12 protein-coding genes are annotated in these 18,233 nt (G+C 69.5%); 6 read left to right on the top strand and 6 right to left on the bottom strand.

Going from position 1 to position 18,233, the window contains the following annotated elements:
• Positions 1-351: 351 nt before the first annotated feature.
• Both ABZ880_RS52545 and ABZ880_RS52540 read right to left on the bottom strand, forming a co-directional pair.
• Positions 352-1,383 (bottom strand): LacI family DNA-binding transcriptional regulator, encoded by a 1,032-nt coding sequence (locus tag ABZ880_RS52545; RefSeq protein ID WP_361278693.1) that lies wholly within the window; start codon positions 1,381-1,383, stop codon positions 352-354.
• Entirely contained in the window at positions 1,380-3,779 is a 2,400-nt protein-coding gene (locus ABZ880_RS52540; RefSeq protein ID WP_361278691.1) for a glycoside hydrolase family 2 protein, read from the bottom strand. The genes ABZ880_RS52545 and ABZ880_RS52540 overlap by 4 nt, the downstream gene beginning before the upstream one ends.
• Positions 3,780-4,061: 282 nt before the next feature.
• Here ABZ880_RS52540 and ABZ880_RS52535 point away from each other — a divergent pair, with 282 nt between their 5' ends.
• From ABZ880_RS52535 to ABZ880_RS52520, 4 genes are all read left to right on the top strand, one after another.
• Positions 4,062-5,381, top strand: a complete 1,320-nt coding sequence (locus ABZ880_RS52535) for an ABC transporter substrate-binding protein (protein ID WP_361278688.1) — start codon at positions 4,062-4,064, stop codon at positions 5,379-5,381.
• Positions 5,382-5,469: 88 nt separating this feature from the next.
• Entirely contained in the window at positions 5,470-6,447 is a 978-nt protein-coding gene (locus ABZ880_RS52530; RefSeq protein ID WP_361278686.1) for a sugar ABC transporter permease, read from the top strand.
• Entirely contained in the window at positions 6,444-7,298 is an 855-nt protein-coding gene (locus tag ABZ880_RS52525) for a carbohydrate ABC transporter permease (RefSeq protein ID WP_361278684.1), read from the top strand. Before ABZ880_RS52530 ends, ABZ880_RS52525 begins: the two co-directional genes overlap by 4 nt.
• Before the next feature lie 543 nt (positions 7,299-7,841).
• Positions 7,842-9,857 carry a glycosyl hydrolase gene (locus tag ABZ880_RS52520; protein WP_361278683.1) on the top strand — a complete coding sequence of 672 codons (2,016 nt, stop codon included), beginning with the start codon at positions 7,842-7,844 and terminating at the stop codon, positions 9,855-9,857.
• A gap of 357 nt (positions 9,858-10,214) precedes the next feature.
• Here ABZ880_RS52520 and ABZ880_RS52515 read toward each other — a convergent pair whose 3' ends face one another.
• The 3 genes from ABZ880_RS52515 to ABZ880_RS52505 all read right to left on the bottom strand — a co-directional run bounded on the left by ABZ880_RS52515 (position 10,215) and on the right by ABZ880_RS52505 (position 15,193).
• Positions 10,215-11,018 (bottom strand): MHYT domain-containing protein, encoded by an 804-nt coding sequence (locus ABZ880_RS52515; RefSeq protein WP_361278682.1) that lies wholly within the window; start codon positions 11,016-11,018, stop codon positions 10,215-10,217.
• Between the two features lie 859 nt (positions 11,019-11,877).
• Complete coding sequence (locus ABZ880_RS52510) at positions 11,878-13,302, bottom strand: MFS transporter (RefSeq protein ID WP_361278680.1); 1,425 nt, start codon at positions 13,300-13,302, stop codon at positions 11,878-11,880.
• Positions 13,303-14,554: 1,252 nt separating this feature from the next.
• Complete coding sequence (locus ABZ880_RS52505; RefSeq protein ID WP_361278678.1) at positions 14,555-15,193, bottom strand: MBL fold metallo-hydrolase; 639 nt, start codon at positions 15,191-15,193, stop codon at positions 14,555-14,557.
• A gap of 281 nt (positions 15,194-15,474) precedes the next feature.
• On the opposite strand from ABZ880_RS52505, the gene ABZ880_RS52500 reads away from it, so the two are divergent.
• Positions 15,475-15,927, top strand: coding sequence for a hypothetical protein (locus ABZ880_RS52500; RefSeq protein ID WP_361278676.1), 453 nt, complete (start codon positions 15,475-15,477; stop codon positions 15,925-15,927).
• 272 nt (positions 15,928-16,199) lie between these two features.
• Here ABZ880_RS52500 and ABZ880_RS52495 read toward each other — a convergent pair whose 3' ends face one another.
• Entirely contained in the window at positions 16,200-16,847 is a 648-nt protein-coding gene (locus ABZ880_RS52495; RefSeq protein WP_361278674.1) for a helix-turn-helix domain-containing protein, read from the bottom strand.
• A gap of 99 nt (positions 16,848-16,946) precedes the next feature.
• On the opposite strand from ABZ880_RS52495, the gene ABZ880_RS52490 reads away from it, so the two are divergent.
• Positions 16,947-18,161, top strand: a complete 1,215-nt coding sequence (locus ABZ880_RS52490) for a cytochrome P450 (protein ID WP_361278671.1) — start codon at positions 16,947-16,949, stop codon at positions 18,159-18,161.
• The last annotated feature ends 72 nt before the right edge of the window (positions 18,162-18,233 follow it).

The raw sequence follows: 18,233 nt of genomic DNA, 5'->3' as shown, positions 1-18,233 counted from the left end.
CCACCGCGGGAGTGCGATGTTCCTGACCGGGCAGCGCGGCGAGCTGTTCCCGGCTGAGATGTTCGCGGACAGGTACCCGTCGGTGAACGGGCGGCCGAGCATGCCGCCCACCCCCAGGAGAGCCGGTTCGGCGGGAGCTTGTCCGGCTCCCGCCCCAGCCGGAACCCGGCGATGCGCACACCATGGTCCACGGCGTCCAGGAAGCCAATCTCACCGATGCCGGCTGTTCGATTGGTTCCCAAGGCCGTAACTGGCCGCTTCCCGAAGCGGCGCCGGGTACGGGCCGGGTGTCGGCGCTGCCTCGCTGTGGTCGGCCCCGGTCCCGGGGGACCTCCACCGCAGGCCGCGGTCCTACCGAGGCGGCTGTGCCGTCGAGCCGCGGGGGGTGAGCGAGGGGGTGGCGACCTGGTGGGACGCGGGTTCCTCGTCGGCGATGACCGCGAACAGGGTCCGGGCCACGTCGGCGCCGAACCCGTGCACGTCGTGGCTCATCGCGGACAGCGGCGGGTGGGTCAGCCGGCACAGCTGGGAGTCGTCCCAGGCGAGCAGGGAGAGGTCACCCGGCACCGAGACGCCCAGTTCCGCTGCGACGGCGGCTCCCGCGACGGCCATGATGTCGTTGTCGTAGAGGATCGCCGTCGGACGGTCGGTCATGAGCAGCAGGGAACGGGTGGCGCGCGCTCCTTCCTCGCCCTCGTAGCCCGTGGCGATCTGGAGGTCGTCGGCGAGGCCCAGGTCCCGCGTGGCCTCGGCGAACGCCTTCGCGCGGATGGCGCTGTGGCCGAGTCCGGTGGGTCCGCCGACCCGGGCGATGCGGCGATGGCCGAGCGCCGCCAGATACCGTACGGCCTCGGTCGCGGCGGTGGCGTCGTCCGTCCACACCGAGGTGAATCCGCCTGTCAGCGAGGGGTGACCGACCGCCACCGCGGGCAGTCCGGCGGCGCGCAGTGCCGGGACGCGAGGGTCGTTCGCACGGAAGTCGACCAGGATGGACCCGCCGATCTGCCGGCCCCGCCACCATCTCTGCTGCAGCGCGATCTCCTCGTCCACGTCCCGCACCAGGTGCAGCAGGAGCGAGCAGGACCGCTCGACCAGCACGCTTTCGACCCCGGAGATGAACTCCATGTAGAAGGGTTCGAGGCCGAGCAGGCGGGCCGGTCGGCAGATCGCCAGCCCGATGGTGTCCACCTCGGTGCCGGACGACAGGCTGCGGGCCCGTACGTCGGGTGTCCATCCCAGTTCCCGGGCCGCCTGGAAGATGCGGTCCCGGGTGCTGACGGACAGCCCGGGCCTGCCGTTGAACGCGAGCGACACCGCGCCCTTCGACACACCGGCCAGGGCGGCGACGTCCTTGATGGTGACGCGTTGCGGGGGTGCGCTCACGACGGTTCCACGCAGAAGATCGCCGCACGGGCCTGTTCCGCGTCGGGCCCGGCCCAGCCGCCGACGCGGATTCGGCCCTCCTCGCCGGGGAGCAGGGTGACGAGGCCGGTGTCGGACACGGCGTCGGGGGCGAGCCGGTCGGGTTGCAGGAGGAGGTCCCTGACCAGGGTGTGTGCGCTGACCACGACGTCGACTGTATCGGCAGCACCGGGGACGGACTCCACCCGTACGTCGAAGTCCGGGCGCGCATAAGGGAACTCGCGGTCCGGTACGGGGAAGTACACCGCGCGCAGCCCGTCCACGTCCGCGACCAGGAACTCCCCGTCCAGCCCGAGCAGGTCCGCGGGCAGCGGCGTCCGTACCGCGTCACGAGCGCCCACCTCCACGGTGAGCGGCACCCGGGCCGTCACCGTCCCTTCGGCGGCTGTCCTGCGTACGGTGACCTCGGCCCGCCAGGGGACGGCCGCCTGGTTGACCAGGCACAGCGCGACGCCGTCCGCGGTGGGCTGGAGGGTGAGCAGTCGGTCGGCGTACAGGCGGCGCAACTCGTGGTAGAGCGGCTTGAGCCGTCCGTCGCCGTCGACGGCCGCCCAGGAGCTGACCGGCCAGCAGTCGTTCAGCTGCCAGACGACGGTGCCGGCGCAGCGCGGCCAGTGGGAGCGCCAGTGCTCGATGCCGGCGGCGACGGCCCGGGCCTGGACGAGCTGGGTCAGGTAGTGCCAGCGGTCGAAACCGGCCCCGGTGCCCCTCGGGAGAGCGAAGTGACGGGCGACCCCGCGGTCGAGTTTGCCGTTGCCGTCCTCGGCCTTCTGGTGGTGGAGCATGCCGGGCGAGTCGGGGGCGAGGTCCTCGCCGGGCAGGGCACGCTGCAGGGTGGCCAGGGCGGGCGGCGCCTGCCAGCCGAACTCGGCGACGAAGCGCGGCACGCTGTCGCGGTACTCCGCGTAGTCCCTCCGGTTCCACACCTCCCACGAGTGGTGGGTGCCGTGCGCCGGGTCGTTGGGGTGATGGTCCCAGGAACCGGACCAAGGGCTGCCCGCCGTGTACGGCCGGGTCGGGTCCAACTCGGCGACGACCCGCGGCAGCAGCTCCAGGTAGTATCCCCCGCCCCAGGAGTCACCGGCCAGCTCGGGCTCCCAGCCCCAGTCCCTGAAGCCCCACAGGTTCTCGTTGTTGCCGTTCCACAGCACCAGCGAGGGGTGCGGCATCAGCCGTACGACGTTCTCCCGGGCCTCGGCCTCCACCTCGCCGCGCAGTGGCTGCTCCTCGGGATAGGCGGAGCAGGCGAACAGGAAGTCCTGCCAGACCATGAGCCCGAGTTCGTCGCACACGTCGTAGAAGGTGTCGTCCTCGTAGATGCCGCCGCCCCAGACGCGCACGAGGTCGACGTTGGCGTCCGCGGCCTGGGTGAGGCGGTGCCGGTAGCGCTCCGGGGTGACGCGGGAGGGCAGGACGTCGTCGGGGATCCAGTTCACGCCGCGGGCGAAGAGGCGTACCCCGTTGACGACCAGGGTGAAGCCGGTGCCGTACGCGTCGGGGGTGCGGTCCAGTTCGATGGTGCGGAAGCCGATGCGCCGCCGCCAGGTGTCCAGTGTGTCGTCGCCGTCGGCGAGGGCGACCGTCAGGTCGTACAGCGGCTGCTTCCCGTACCCGCGCGGCCACCACAGCTCCGGCTCGGGAACGTCCAGCACGAGCAGGGCGTGTCCGTCCGCGAAGGTGACCTCGGTGTCCGTTCCGGCCACCGACGCCCGCGCGGTCAGGAGACGTCCGGCGCCGCCGCCGGTGCGTTCCACCGTGAGGTGGATCTCGACACGGCCCTGTGCCCCGGTGACGGTGACGACGGGCCGGGCCTGGGCGATCCGGGCGGTCGACCAGTGCTCCAGTCGCGCGGGCCGCCAGATCCCGGCGGTGACGACGGTGGGACCCCAGTCCCAGCCGAAGCTGCACGCCATCTTGCGGATGTACTGGGAGGGCTCCGGATAGACGTTCGGCCGGTCGCCGACCGTCTTGCGTACGGCCTCCGCCTCCTCGCGGGCCGGAGTGAAGCGCACCTGGAGTTCTCCGGCGCGGCCGGTGACGTCGAACCGGTGGGTGCGGTGCATGTTGCGGGTCCGGCCGAGCACCTTGCCGTCGAGGGTGATCTCGGCCGCGGTGTCGAGGCCGTCGAAGACCAGGTCCGTGCGCTCGTGCGCGGTGTCGGCCGTGAGGCGGGCGGTGTAGGCCCAGGCCTGGTCGCCGACCCAGGCGATGTCGTGCTCGTTGGCGCCGATGAAAGGGTCGGAGATGATCCCCGCGGCCAGCAGGTCGGTGTGCACGCAGCCCGGTACCCGGGCGGGCAGCACCGTGTCCTCGTGACGCAGCCCCCACCCGTCGCTGAGCTGGGTGACGTCCTTCATGTGCGGCTCCCCTCACGTGAGGCAAGGTCGGTTCCGGTGACGGCCCAGTCAACCTAGCTGCCCGGTCCAGGGATGTCCATAAACCGGTCTAGTCCTCGCCGATCTGGGGCGTTTGTTCGCCCTTACCTCTTTTCTCTGCTGATACGGCTGGTCCTTGAGGCATCAAGGTAACGATTGAGTATCGCGATGGAACCGACAGCTTTACCGGTTCAATCCGCCGGTGCCATAGTGCCGACAGCCCAAAGGCGGGCCTGAGCCGCAAATCTGGAAGGAGCTGCGCATATGGGGAGGAAGACGCTCGCCGTCGCCACGCTGATCGCCGTCACGGCGCTCACGGCGACGGGATGCACGGGGGCGGCGGCGACCAAGGGGGAGTCCGCCGCCGCGGCGAAGGACCCGGACAGCGTGTCCGGCACCATCACGGTCCTGACGCACCGCACGGACCTCGTCCAGAACGGCACGATGAAAAAGTACGCGGCCGCCTTCAACAAGTCCTATCCCAAGGTGACGGTGAAGTTCGAGGGCGTCACCGACTACGAGGGCGAGGTCAAGATCCGCATGAACACCAAGAACTACGGTGACGTGCTGATGATCCCGAACGCGATCGCCAAGAAGGACTACCCCTCGTTCTTCGCCTCGCTGGGCACCACCGCCGAACTGAGCCAGAAGTACCGTTTCACCGGCAACACGACCGTCGGCGGCAAGGTGTACGGCCTCGCCACCGTGGGCAACGCCAACGGGTTCGTCTACAACAAGGCGGTCTGGAAGAAGGCCGGCATCACCGCCTGGCCCACCACCCCGCAGGAGTTCCTGACCGACCTCAAGGCCGTCAAGGCCAAGACGAGCGCGGTGCCGTACTACACGAACTTCAAGGACATGTGGCCGCTGACAGCCGGCACCGCGAGCATCGGCTCGGTCAGCTGCGACGCGCAGGCCAACGACAAGCTGGCGACCTCCACCGCCCCCTGGGCCGAGGGCAGCGACCTCAACGTCATCGACACCCTGCTCTACGACGTCGTCCACGACAAGCTCGCCGAGAAGGACCCCACCACCACCAACTGGGAGAACTCCAAGGGGATGATCGCCCGCGGGCAGATCGCCACCATGCAGCTCGGCTCCTGGGCCATCAGCCAGATGCAGAACGCGGCCGAGACCGCCGGGACGAACCCCGACGACATCGGGTTCATGCCGTTCCCGGCGCAGAAGAACGGCAAGTTCTGCGCGATCACGTCGTCCGACTACCAGCAGGCGGTGAGCGTCCACTCGACGCACAAGGCCGCCGCGCGGGCGTGGGTCGACTGGTTCACCGAGAAGTCCGGCTTCGCCCAGAACGAGGGCTCGATCCCGACGCTCAAGGCGGGCGCCCTGCCGGACACCCTGAAGCCCTTCGAAGACAACGGTGTCACTCTTCTCGAACAGTCCCAGGCCAAGAGCGCCCAGGTCAACGCCATCGACAACGAAGCCGAGATCGGCCTGGCCAAGCCCGACTACCGGCAGAAGCTGGTCGACATGGCCCGTGGTGTCCAGAGCGGCAGCCTGAAGGACTACTTCGCCGACCTCGACAAGAAGTGGAACGAGGCGGAGAAGACCGCGGGCTCCTGACGGAGCGCGGCGCGCGGACCCGGCCAAAGCCTCCCCGCCTCCGGGTCCAGCCCGCCGACCGCATCCAGCGGACGACCGAAAGGCCGACATGACCCCCACCACACAGACGCCCACCGCACGCGTGGGCGAGGAGAGCACCGTCGCCCGCGCGTCCGGCGGCAGGGCGCGCCGGACGGCGACGAGGAGTCCCCGGCGTGGACGCGGCCCGCTGAGCCGGGCCACCCCCTGGCTGTTCCTGCTGGCCCCGCTGGCCCTGCTGGTCACGTTCACCTACGTGCCCGTGGCCAACATGATCTACTACAGCTTCACCGACTGGGACGGCGTCAGCCCGGAGATCCACCTCGTCGGCGCCGGGAACTACACCGAACTCTTCACCCGTCCCGAGCTGTTCCGGGTGTTCCTGGTCAGCTTCTACTACCTGGCCGCCTCCGCCGTGCAGATCGTCATCGCCCTGTACTTCGCGACCGTCCTCAGCTTCGACCTGCGCCTGCGCAACCTCTTCAAGGGAATCCTGTTCTTCCCCTATCTCATCAACGGCGTCGCCATCGGCTTCGTCTTCCTCTACTTCTTCCAGGACGGCGGCACCCTCGACTCGGTGCTGTCCTGGTTCGGCGCGGGCGGCGACCACGCCTGGCTCGGCGATCCGACGTCCGCCAACGTCTCCCTGGCGGGCGTGTCCGTGTGGCGTTTCACCGGACTGAACTTCGTGCTCTTCCTGGGCGCGATCCAGTCCATCCCCGGCGAACTGTACGAGGCGGCCGAACTCGACGGCGCCACGCGGTGGCACCAGTTCCGGTACCTCATCGCGCCGAGCATCAAGCCCGTGATCAGCCTCAGCGTGATCCTCGCTGTGTCCGGGTCCCTCTCGGTCTTCGAGATCCCCTACATCATGACGGGCGGGGCCACCGGCACCACGACCTTCGTCATCCAGACGGTGAAGCTCGCGTTCCAGTTCAACAAGACGGGCCTGGCCTCCGCCGCGGCGGTCGTCCTGCTCCTGATCATCCTGGTGATCACCTGGATCCAGCGCCGCCTCGTGCCCGACGAGAAGGTGGACCTCGTATGACAGCCAACGCCGTGGACGGCCGGCGCCCCCGGGGCATCGGCTCGGTCCTCATCTATCTGTCCCTGGCCGCCGCGTCGCTGGTGGTCCTGGTGCCCCTGGTCGTCGTCTTCCTCACCTCGCTCAAGACGTCGAAGGAGATGACGGACGGGGGAGGCGCGTTCCGTCTGCCCCACGACTGGCTCAACTGGTCCAACTACGCCACCGCGTTCAGCGACGGGCACATGCTCACGGCGTTCGGGAACACCGCGTTCATCCTGCTGTTCTCCATCACCGGCACCGTGATCATCGGCTCGATGACCGCGTACGCCATCGACCGGTTCACCTTCCGCGGCCGGAAACTGGTCATGGGCCTGTTCCTGGTCGCCACCCTGGTGCCGGGCGTGACCACACAGGTGGCCACCTTCCAGGTGGTCAACAGCTTCGGCCTCTTCGACACCCGGTGGGCGCCGATCGTGCTGTACATGGGCACCGACATCGTGTCCATCTACATCTTCCTGCAGTTCATCCGCTCCATCCCCGTCTCCCTCGACGAGGCCGCCCGGCTCGACGGCGCGAACGCGCTCACCATCTACTGGCGGATCATCTTCCCGCTGCTCAAACCGGCGATCGCCACCGTCGTCATCATCAAGGGCATCACCGTCTACAACGACTTCTACGTCCCCTTCCTCTACATGCCCTCCGAGAACCTGGGCACCATCTCCACCGCCCTGTTCCGTTTCAAGGGCCCCTTCGGCGCCCACTGGGAGGCCATCTCGGCCGGCGCGATCCTCGTCATCGTGCCCACGCTCGTCGTCTTTCTCTTCCTCCAGCGCTACATCTACAACGGGTTCGCACGGGGCGCCACGAAGTGAACGGGCGGGCAGGATCGGCGGCGACGGGTCTGCCGTCGGCACCGCCGACCGTGCCGACCGTGGTTCTGGTCGTACGACCGCGTCGGCCCGACCCGTTCCCGGTCACAGGACGCGCGCTGACGAGCGGGTGACCGCGGCGCCCCCACGCCGCGCAGTCACCCGGCGCGAAGCCGATACGGCGTCCGGAGGGCGCCGCGGCAGCGGTCGGGCCGGGCGTGGTCGGGGGCTCGGATGTGCGGCGAACCGGCCCTCTCGGCACTGCCGGAGAAGAGGCCGCGGCCACGGCAAGGGGACGGCGGTCCGCACCGGTCACGCCACGAGACGACCGACCGGGCAGACGGCGATCAGGCGCCCCTCCATGCCGGGAGCCGCCCCGGCACACACCGGCGGCGACCGGCCCCCTCTCGACCACGCGGCCCGGCCGCTGTTCGACCGGCGCCGAAACCGCTCCACCAGCGCCCCGGACAGAAAGAGCAGTTCATCCACTCCACCGCAACGAGTCATTCCCCCTGAGCAGGGCTACCCACGTCAAAGGAGACGTCCATGCCCAACCCACCCCTGAACCGTCGCGCGTTCGTCCTCCTCGGTGCCTCGGTCGCCGTCGCAGCGGGTTCCCAGCTGTCGAAGGCCGCCGCCGCACCTTCCCCCCGGACGTCCGCCGGCGTGCCGACGCAGGTCCGGCTCGTCGACGACGGGGCGAACCCCGCCACCCGTTCCCTGTTCGCCTTTCTGAAGCGCCAACAGGGCAAGGGCATCCTCTTCGGTCACCAGCACGATCTCACCTACGGTTTCACCTTCGGCACCCCGAACGGGAAGGCGTCCGACACGAAGGCGGCGGTGGGTGACTACCCCGCCGTCTTCGGCTGGGACACCCTCATCCTCGACGGCGGTGAGCGTCCCGGCGTCGAGGGCGGAACCCACGCCGAGAACATCGCCGCGCTCAGCCGGGCCATCAGACAGGGCGACGCCCGCGGCGGCATCAACACGCTCAGCGCACACATGCCGAACTTCGTCACCGGCGGGAACTTCAACGACACAGCGGGCCGAGTGGTCGGCCGGATCCTCCCCGGAGGCGCGCAGCACGCGCGGTTCACCGCGTTCCTCGACCGCATCGCCAAGGCGGTCAAGGGCGCCCGTCGAGCCGACGGCACCGAGATCCCGGTGATCTTCCGCCCCTTCCACGAGAACAACGGCGGCTGGTTCTGGTGGGGCGCGGGCCACACCACCTCGGCGGAGTACATCGAGCTGTACCGCTTCACCGTCGAGTACCTGCGCGACACCAGAGGCGTCCACAACCTGCTCTACGCCTACTCGCCCAACCAGAGCTTCGGAGGCGACCCGACCGGCTACCTCAGGACCTACCCCGGCGACCGGTTCGTCGACATCCTCGGCTACGACGCCTACGACGATTCGGCCGGCTCGGCCGGCTGGCTGAACGGCCTGGTGAACGACCTGGCCATGGTGGTTCGGCTGGCGAACGAGCGGGGCAAGGCGCCGGCCCTCAGCGAGTTCGGGGAGAGCGGCACCGAGGGACGCGACGTGAAGTGGTTCACCCGGCTGTCGGCCGCCGTCGAGGCGGACCCGCTGGCCCGTCAGGCGACGTACATGCTCACCTGGGCCAACTTCGGAGGCACCAACCGCGCCTATGTGCCCTACCCGGGCCATCCGCTGTGGGCGGACTTCGTGTCGTACTACGAGGACCCCTACACCGTCTTCGCCGACGATCTGCGGGGGGTGTTCTCCGCACGCACCACCGCCGTCGGGAACGAGCCGTTCCTGCACCTGGTGACCCCCACGGACCGGCAGCGCGTGACGACAACCAGGACCACCGTACGGGTGCGGGTCACCCCGGCGCGGGCGAGCCGGGTCACCTGGGCCGTGAACGGCGGACGCCCCAGACCGCTGCGCCTCGACGCCGACGGCTTCTACTCGGGCGACTGGTCGGTCGACCCGGCCTGGCTCGACAACCGCAAGGCCGACGTGACCGTGAGCGCGCGGGTGGACGGCGGGACGCTCACCGACTCGGCCGTGGTGCTCCTCGGCGAGGTCGCACCCCTGCCCGACGGGTGGGTGGACGACTTCGAGGGCTACGCCGGGGACGACGTCAGCCTGAGCGAGGCCTACAGCCACGTCAATTCCAACGTCACCACCCTGTCCAGCGAGCACAGGGCCACGGGCTCCTACGGGCTGGCCTACGCCTACGACTTCACCAGCGCCGAGTACACCGGCATCGGCAAACCCGTGGACGCCGACTGGTCCGCCTTCACATCCATGGAACTGTGGCTCCAAGGCGACGGGTCCGGGAACGGCGCGACCCTCCAGATCGTCGCGGACGGCGCCTACTTCGAGTACGGGGTTCCGCTGTCCGACACCACCGGGCAGCGGGTCCAGGCACTCTTCAGCGACTTCAGGCCCGCCCCCTGGGACACCGCACACGCCGACGCCCTGCTCGACGCGGCTCATCTCGCCAAGGTGACGGCGTTCAACCTGTACCTCGGACACGGCAGCAGCGGGGCCCTCACCGGCGTCGTGTACGTGGACGACATCAGGGCCGGGTGACAGCTGAGGGGCCTGGCGCAGGACCGTACGGCAGCGTTCCGTCGTCGGGCCCCGAACCGCCGTGTCGAACGGTGCGCGGTGGCGCCGTCCCAACAGGCGTGCTCTGTTTCCCCGGAGGGTCGCAACCCGGCTCCCGGAAACGAGGACTTCGAGCGCTCTGTACAGCGCGGGCAGGACGAAGGGGGCTGTGCTCCTCCGTGACGGTCCTGCATGGACCGTTGTGACAGGCGGTGCCCGTCAGGACGGCGCACTTGGGACAGTCGTGCCGCCCCGCCGCGAGGGCGGTTCGACCGGGAGCCTGATCCATCCCGTCGTCCGGACCGCCAACACGTCTCAGGGGCCCGGGTGCCAGGGCGGTCACCAGGAGGGCTGCTGTAGAGGGTGATCGGCGCCGATCTCATGCGGTGCAGTCGGTGCACGGTCCCCGTCGTCGCCGAGCATCATGTCCGGGTCGAACATAACGATGACGGCGGCGACCAGGAGGACCGTGAGCGGGCCGGCGAGCATGACCAGGAGGAACGACAGAAGCTCGGTGGACGACTGCGCGGAGGCGGCAGGGCCGGTGATGTGGACGGAGACGGCGGCCATGCCGGTGTAGTGCATCCCGGTCACGGCCACTCCCATGACCAGGCTCGCGCCGAGGCTGGCCCACAGGGCGTGGATGGAGACCGCCGCCCACAGCGCGGCCGTGGCCGCCGTGACGGCAATGACGACAGACAGGACGACCGTCAGCGGGTCGTAGCTGATGGTGCCGTTGGTGTGGATGGCGGACATGCCGAGGTAGTGCATCGCTGCGACCCCGAGTCCGGTGACGGTGCCCGCCGTTGCCAGGGTCAGAGGGGATCTGCCCCGGTAGCCGACGAGGAACACACCAAGGGCCACCACGGCGATGGCGACGACGAGGCTGAGAAGCGTCTTCGAGGCGTCGTAGCTGACCAGCGCGTTCTGCACGCTGAAACCGATCATGGCGATGAAGTGCATGGTCCAGATACCGCAGCCGATCGCTATGGCTCCCAACGCCAGCCACCCGGCCCGGCGTTGCGGGCGCCGCAGTGACCGCGTCGTGCAGCGCAGTCCGAGCGCCGCACCGAGGCAGGCCATCAGGTAGGCGGCGATCGGAGTCACGGCGCCGTAGTAGAAGTTGGAGACGGTGGCGGTCATGCGGGGATCCCTTCACGTGCGTGACGCGGACGGCATCGCGCGAGCGGTGCGTCGGTGCGGTGGCGCCGCGTGCACAACGCCCGGCCGTCGGCGCATTGTTCTGAGCGTGGGCAAGGGCGAGACCTGCGGGACCTGAGTCCAAAAGAAGCAGAGGAACGCCGGGGTGCCGGGGGCGGAGACGAGCACAGGCTCGTCAGTTCCCTCCCCCAGCGACCCGCGCACTGTGGCTCGTCCCAACGGATACGACGGGCCCGCACGACGGCCCTGCAAGGCAGGTAGGGCACGAGGATGCGGACGGTGAGTTCAAGCCACTGGTCGAGCTGTGTAGGATTCAACCACATCATGTGCACAATTCCCACACATGACGGGTGATTGCTCGTCGAACCAGTACATCGCCCCGGGGCGCGGCACGGTCTGCCCGGCGCCGGAGGGGCCCGGTGCGGCTTCACGTTCCCATGCTCAGCTTGTTCAGACGCGGAACTCGTCTGCTGCGCGCCGGAAGCGGGCGGCGTCGCCGTCGCAGGGGGGACGGGACGGTGGCCGGATCAGAGGGGTCGGTCCGCTGCCGGAAGCCCGTGCGGACCGCGGCTATCGGCCTGGCCGATAGCCGCGGTCGGGTTCGGGTGGGCGTTCGGTGCGCGGTCGGGTTCGGGTGGGCGTTCGGTGCGCGGTCGGCCGGCACTTCGAGCGGGTGACACGTGGTGTTCACGGTCCTCGCGCAGCGCTCGACAGTGCGAGCGCGTTCGGGCCCGGCCGACGCGACGGGGTGCGCTCGACCGGTCTGCTCGTATCGATCCTCTGCGGCATCGTGACCGCAGATCAGTCCGACACCCCTGGTGGCGTTCGGCCCGGGGAAGATCTAGGCGGAGGTGCGGGTGACTGTCCCCTCTTCGCTGTCGGTCGGTGTGTCCGTGGGCAGTCCGGGCGTGACGCTCTCGAGAGCGGCCCCGTTCGTGTTGCGGGTCATCGCGAGCGGGATCAGCAGCACGAGGAGGAAACCGCCGAAGGCGAACCATGCTCCCGAGAACCCGACAGCGCTGAACGCCGCCACGGCGATGTAGGGGCCCGCCACCCCGCCGAGGTCCCCGAGCGCGGAGGACACGGAGGCGCCCCGGTTGCGGATTCTGGTCGGGAAGTGCTCGGCGGTGATCAGGTTCAGGATGGGAGTGCTGAAGCCGATCACCATTCCCATGGCCACCCAGGCCACGACGATCAACGCGGTGGTCGGGAAGATCCCCATCAGGATGATCAGCACCGCGCTGGTCGCCGTCATGGCCGCCAGCGAGTGTTTGCGGGGGAACATGTCGGTGACGGCGAACGCCAGCAGTGCGCCGATGACCACACCCACGCTCAGGCCGATCGAGAGAGCGATGCTCTGGGCGATGTCGAAGCCGCGTCGGGTCAGCAGCTCCACACCGAGTCCGAGGACGGACTTCACCGGAACCTGGAATCCGAACCAGATCAGGGCGAAGAGGATCGTCCAGCGCAGGTTGGGGGGCTGGAACAGTTTCCGGGTCTGGCCGCCCTCCTCGGTATCCGGCGCGACGACGGGCCGCGCGGCCTGTCGAGTGTCGAGTTGCGGCAGTTCGCCCGGAATTCGGCTGCGTACGTGGTCCTCCGCCTTGCGGACGATCTTCTCGGCCTCGTCGGCACGGCCGTGGGTGACGAGCCAGCGCGGCGACTCTGGCATCACGCGGTACCCCGCCAGGTAGATCACCGCCGCCAGGGCCGGTATCACCAGCATGACCCGCCAGCCGGCGTCGAATGCGGGCACCACGGCGAGGCCGATGAACGGCACGCTGGCCAGGCCGGCCATTCCCGGGATGACGGCCGTGGCCACATGGCGGCCACGGCGGGCGGCGGGGGAGAGCTCGCTGAGGTAGGAGCCGATGGTGATCGCGGCCGCCGCGGAGCCCATGTTGGCAAGGAAGCGCGCGCCGGTGAACACCGCCAGGGAAGGGGCGAACGCGCTGAGCAGTGAGCCCGCTCCGCAGAGCATGACCCCGGAGAACAGGGCAGCCCGACGGCCCTTGCGGTCGGACAGGTAGCCACTGCTGAGGGTCCCGAGCAGGGTGCCCCACAGTCCCAGGCTGATCACCCGGGCGCCGTCGCCGAGCGAGGCGTTGAACTGGTCCAGTGCTCCCGGGAGCGCGATGCCGATGTTGACACCCTCGAAGTAGGCGAAGAAGAACCCGGCGCCCAGCATGAACAGCAGGGACTTCGGGTGAGGCCAGATGGGCAGGCGGTCCAGTCTCGCCCCGACCTCGGACTCGGTGATGGCCACTGTCGATCTCCCTATGTCGTCACCGTTTCACGCAGTTTTCGCTTGGCGAAACTTCTTCGGAGATTAGTGACGGTGATAACCCGCGTCAAGGGTGCGGAAGCGGGCAGCCTGCCCTCGGCCTCCGGGGTCGGGGGCTCTGTCGCCAGGCGGCGTCCTGACCGGGGCGGGCGGTCCGGGCATGGTGCAGATCGTCGGGCAGGTCCGGCTCCGGCGGGATGCCAGGTTCGGCTGCCCCATGACCGGCCGCCGCGGTAGCGGCAGCGGAGCACGGCTCCACGAAGCGAACAGGGCGCCCTCGCCGCGCGGGTGGGTTAGAGCTTCTGGAGGTTCAGGCCGAGCGGGACGAAGTGGCGTTCGCGGAACAGGTGTTGCGTCGTGCGGTCGTGAGTGGGCGAGCCGGCGTCGGGCTGTCGCTCCGGTATTGGCGAAGGCGGCCGGGCGGTCCTGCTCATCGCGCACCGCGGCGACGGAGCGGGTGAGGGTGCGCTGCCCGGCGGTGGCCGCAGGATCCAGGCGATCGTGCGAGGAGTCGACGGTCCGGTGCGGGGCCGGCTGGAACCTCTGTGAGTGAAGATGGTCGGGCCCGCCGACCGCGGCCGGCTGCGCAAGCGGGGCGACGGCGGTTCGCGGCATGTTGGTGGTCGGGCGGGGCGCAGCCGTAACTGACGTTCCCCCGACGGAAGTTGCGTCTGTGTCACGGAAAACAGACGTTCCGTCGAGTGTCTCGGTGACCCTGTCTGTCCACCATGCCCGCCCGGTGCTGTCGCGTGTCCTCGCGAACCCCCTCGCCCACCTGATCCGCGGCCACGTCAAGAAGATCGGTTGTGGTGAAGCGCTTCGCCCGCAGGGGGTTCAGCGCCATCGCGCCGGGGTCGTCGACCGGTCGTGCCCCGCGACGTGGTGTAGGGAATCAAGCGCTCCGCGTTCCGGCCCGAGGCTCGTGGCGTCCTCCGCCGAGGCAACCGTCCGCGAAGCGTCCCGATGAAGCCGGATGAGCACCCGAGCCAGCGGGGCCACCAGCTCCGACCTGTGGATTCCGGCGCCTAGATCCCTTGCGTCACCTGGCGGGACACCACCCGTCGACTGCGGGGACGCGTCAGCGCGGTGGCTCGGCGGGAGCCAACCCGGGGATCCGTCGTACGCGTCGAGGTCATGAGCCGGGACGTTCCGTACGAGGTTCTCAAGGGCGATCATCCGCAGCAGGTCCTGCCGGACGGACGCGGGGTCGTGGTCGGCGAACTTCCGCATGAGCCTAGGCCGTTCGACCCGGCTGCGGACGGATGCCGTCGAGCTGCCAGGTGAGGTCGCCGACGACGGCGTACCGTATGCCGGAGGGCAGGGTCACGAAGACGATCGCCGAGCCGGTGGTGTGGCCGGGGGCGAGCATGATGACCACGGAGCCGTCGCCGTGCACGTCGTGGTCGACCGGGAAGCCGAGGTAGGGCCCGCTGTCGAAGTCGTAGGAGCGGATCTCGTGGCCGGCGGACACATGCCGGAAGACCCTGCTGTCCGGCAAGCTCGCAGCGTACCGCCGTTCGGCCACGTTCAACCAGATCGGTGTCCCGCGGAAGCCGTCGAGGCCGCTCGTGTGGTCCCCATGGGTGTGCGTGGGCACCACGCCGATCAACCGCCCGCGGTCGTAGCCGACAGCGTCGAGCTGCTCGGCCGCAGTCCGGCCGGCCTCGTGAGGGGAGCGCATGTACCAGGGGAGCATCGCGATGTGCTGTGACAAACCGGCGCCGAAGCCCGCGTCGATCAGCAGGTCACCCTTCGGATGCCGGACCAGGACGGCGGATGCCGCGAAGGGACGCTTGTCGCGGAGGGATCCCCCGCGGACGGCGAGCGCTGCCCGGGTCTGGTACGTGCCGGTCGGTAGGTGGTGGAGGGTCATACTGACGGGCGGATTCGCCGCGGGCAGTGGACCCGTCCAGGCGGCGGGAGTGGCAAGAGAGGGCATGGTGGGCTCGCGCTCCGATCATGTGATGGGTCCCTGGTCCCATCACTTACGATGGGTCCATGGGCAGATGGGAACCGGACACTCGCGAACGTCTGCAGAACGCTGCCTTGGAGCTGTTCGAGCGCGGCTACGACAACACCACCGCCGCGTAGATCGCCGAGCGGGCGGGGACATCGAAGAGCAGGTTCTTCCGTCACTTCGCCGACAAACGCGAGGTGCTGTTCGTCGGCACGGGTGAGATGGCCGACCGGGCCGTGGCCGCGGTGGCCGCGGTCGCGCCCGGGATCACGGCCTTCGATCTGGTCGACGCCGTCCTGCAGGCGATCGTGGGGGTGTTCGACCCTGCCAAGCGTGCCTGGTACGGGCGCCGCCAGGCCGTGGTGGATCAGAACTCCGAACTGCGCGAGCGTGACCAGATCAAGCGGCAGACCCAGAACGAGACGATCGCGACGGCCCTGCGGGACATGGGCCTGGACGGCATGTCCCCGGACGTGGTCGTCGCCCTGATCGGGCTGGCCTCCCACGCGACCTATACCCGCTGGATCGAGGCCTCCGGCGACCGGGACGTCACCGCCTTGGCTGCCGACGTGCTGGCTGAACTGCGCACCACCATCACCGCGTTGACCCAGGGGTCGGCTGCCAACGGAACCTTCCCGGAGCCGGTGTGAGCGCGTGCGGCATCCTCAGGGGCTCGGCCGGGTTCCCGTGGCGCCCGCGATCAGCCGGAACCTTCTTCGCTGCAGGCCGCTTGGCTCTGTACAGACCCTGACTCACGGCCGAAAGCTGTCCGATCGGGCGTCGGCGGCTGTCCTGGCACCCGTCGCCGAATGATCCTGACGATTTGCCGTCGCCCCGGACCGGCCCGAGCCGTTCGACGCCTGTCCGCACCCGCACCCGGCCACGTGACTACCTGGCAGGCGACTTCCGTGAGGCGCCGGGCTCAGTGGCTCCGGGACTCGTAGTCGTCGCGGGTGACCGGCTCTCCGGGCAGTGCGACCAATAGCCCGTCGGCACGCAGGCCGGCCATGAGCATGGCCAGCAGTCGGCGGTGAGCGCCCTGCGGGAGGGTGGAAGGGCGTACGCCGGCGAGCATCGCGACCGCCAGGGCCACGTCGCCCACACCGACGTCCGCACGCAGCGCACCCTCGGACCGGGCCTCGTGCACGATCTCCTCGAAAAGGTCCAGGAGGCGCCGGCGCCCGGCCAGGACTTCGGGCGTCTGTAGCTCTGCCCGGGATCCGGCGCCGTGCAGGGTCGAGTCGATCGCCAGCTGCAGCGCGGCGGCCTCGGCCATCACCTGCTCCAGCACACTCCACGCGTCCGTCTCCGTGGCGCGCACGTCGCGTATGCGATCCATCGCCAGCTCCAGGCTGTCGAGGACGACCGCGCTCACCAGTGCCTCCCGGCTCGGGAACCTTCGGTACAGCGTCCCGACGCCCACCTGAGCGGCGCGGGCCACATCCTGCATGGCCACGTCGAACCCGTACCGGCTGAACTGCTGGCGGGCGGCCTGGAGGATCTGGTCGCGGTTCTGACGCGCGTCGCCGCGCAGCCTCGTCGGCGTGGCTCCTGACGGGTGTGTCCCCACGGGGCTCCTCCTTCGGCGAGCGACTGTCCCTCGACATTCGGGTCCAGCCTAGCTACCGTCAAGTGGACAGATTTCGTCCACTTAGAGATGAGGCCGCCCATGCAACGGACTTCCGACCGAACCTGTCCCGTAGTCCATCTGCCGGTACGCCGGGAGGACGGACTGGCGCCCCCGGCGGACTACGCCGGGATGCTGGCACTCGAACCAGTCTTCCCCGCCACCCTGCACGACGGGCGCGAGGTCTGGGCCGTCGCACGGCACTCGGTCGTCCGTGAGGTCCTGAACGACGTCCGGTTCAGCACCGATCGCAGGCGGGAGGGTTATCCGTTGCTCAGCGCCAGCCAGCCCGCCCGGCGGCGCGATGTGCCGCGCAACATCATCACGATGGACCCGCCCGAGCACCCCCGCGCCAGGCGCGCGGTGACCCAGGAGTTCACCTCACGTCGGATCAACCAGCTGCGACCGAGGATCCAGGAGGTGGTCGATCAGCGGATCGACCGACTGCTGCAGGCGACACAGCCGGTCGACCTGTTCGAGGTCCTGGCCCTGCCGGTCCCCTCGCTGGTCATCTGTGAACTCATCGGCGTGCCCTACGGCGATCACGCGTTCTTCGAGGAGAGGTCGAGCCGCTTCCTCTCCGCCGCCGCGACCCGGGAAGAACGCGCGGCGGCGGTCGAAGAGCTGCGGGACTACATGCACACCCTGGTCGCGAACAAGGAACTGAACCCCACCGAGGACCTGCTCGGCCGCCAGGCACGGGACGGCGCCGAACACGACTACCTGGTAGAACTGGGTGTGTTGCTGCTGGTCGCGGGACACGAGACCACCGCGAGCATGATCGGGCTCGGCACCCTCGCACTCCTGCAGCGCCCCCACCTCTGGGAGGTCGTACGCACCGAACCCGACCGTGTCCCCGACGTGGTGGAGGAACTGCTGCGCTGGTTCACGATCGCCGAGAAGGTCACCGTCAGGGTGGCCATCGAGGACGTCGAACTGCACGGCCGACACATCCGGGCCGGGGACGGCTTGCTACTGTTGACGAACGCGGCCAATCACGACCCCGAGGCGGTCGCGCACCCTGAGGTGATCGACCCGGACCAGGCGAGCCGGCAGCACCTCGCGTTCGGGTTCGGTCCCCATCTGTGCCTCGGCGCGAACCTGGCCCGTGCGGAGCTGGAGATCGCCCTGGGAACGCTGACCAGGCGGGTCCCCGGTCTGCGCCTGGCCGTGCCGGTCTCCGAACTCCGGTTCCGCCACGAGTCCAGCATCTTCGGTCCCCTGGAGATCCCGGTGCATACCGGGACCGCCCACTGAGCACGACTATCGGCCGGTCCTTGCTTGTGTACGACGACGAGGCCTCGTCGTCGTACACAAGCAAGGACCGGC

It is taken from the genome of Streptomyces sp. NPDC047043, from assembly GCF_040644055.1.
Lineage (GTDB): Bacteria > Actinomycetota > Actinomycetes > Streptomycetales > Streptomycetaceae > Streptomyces.
Note: the sequence above shows the minus strand (reverse complement) of the source record. Positions and strands in the feature narration are given on the sequence as shown.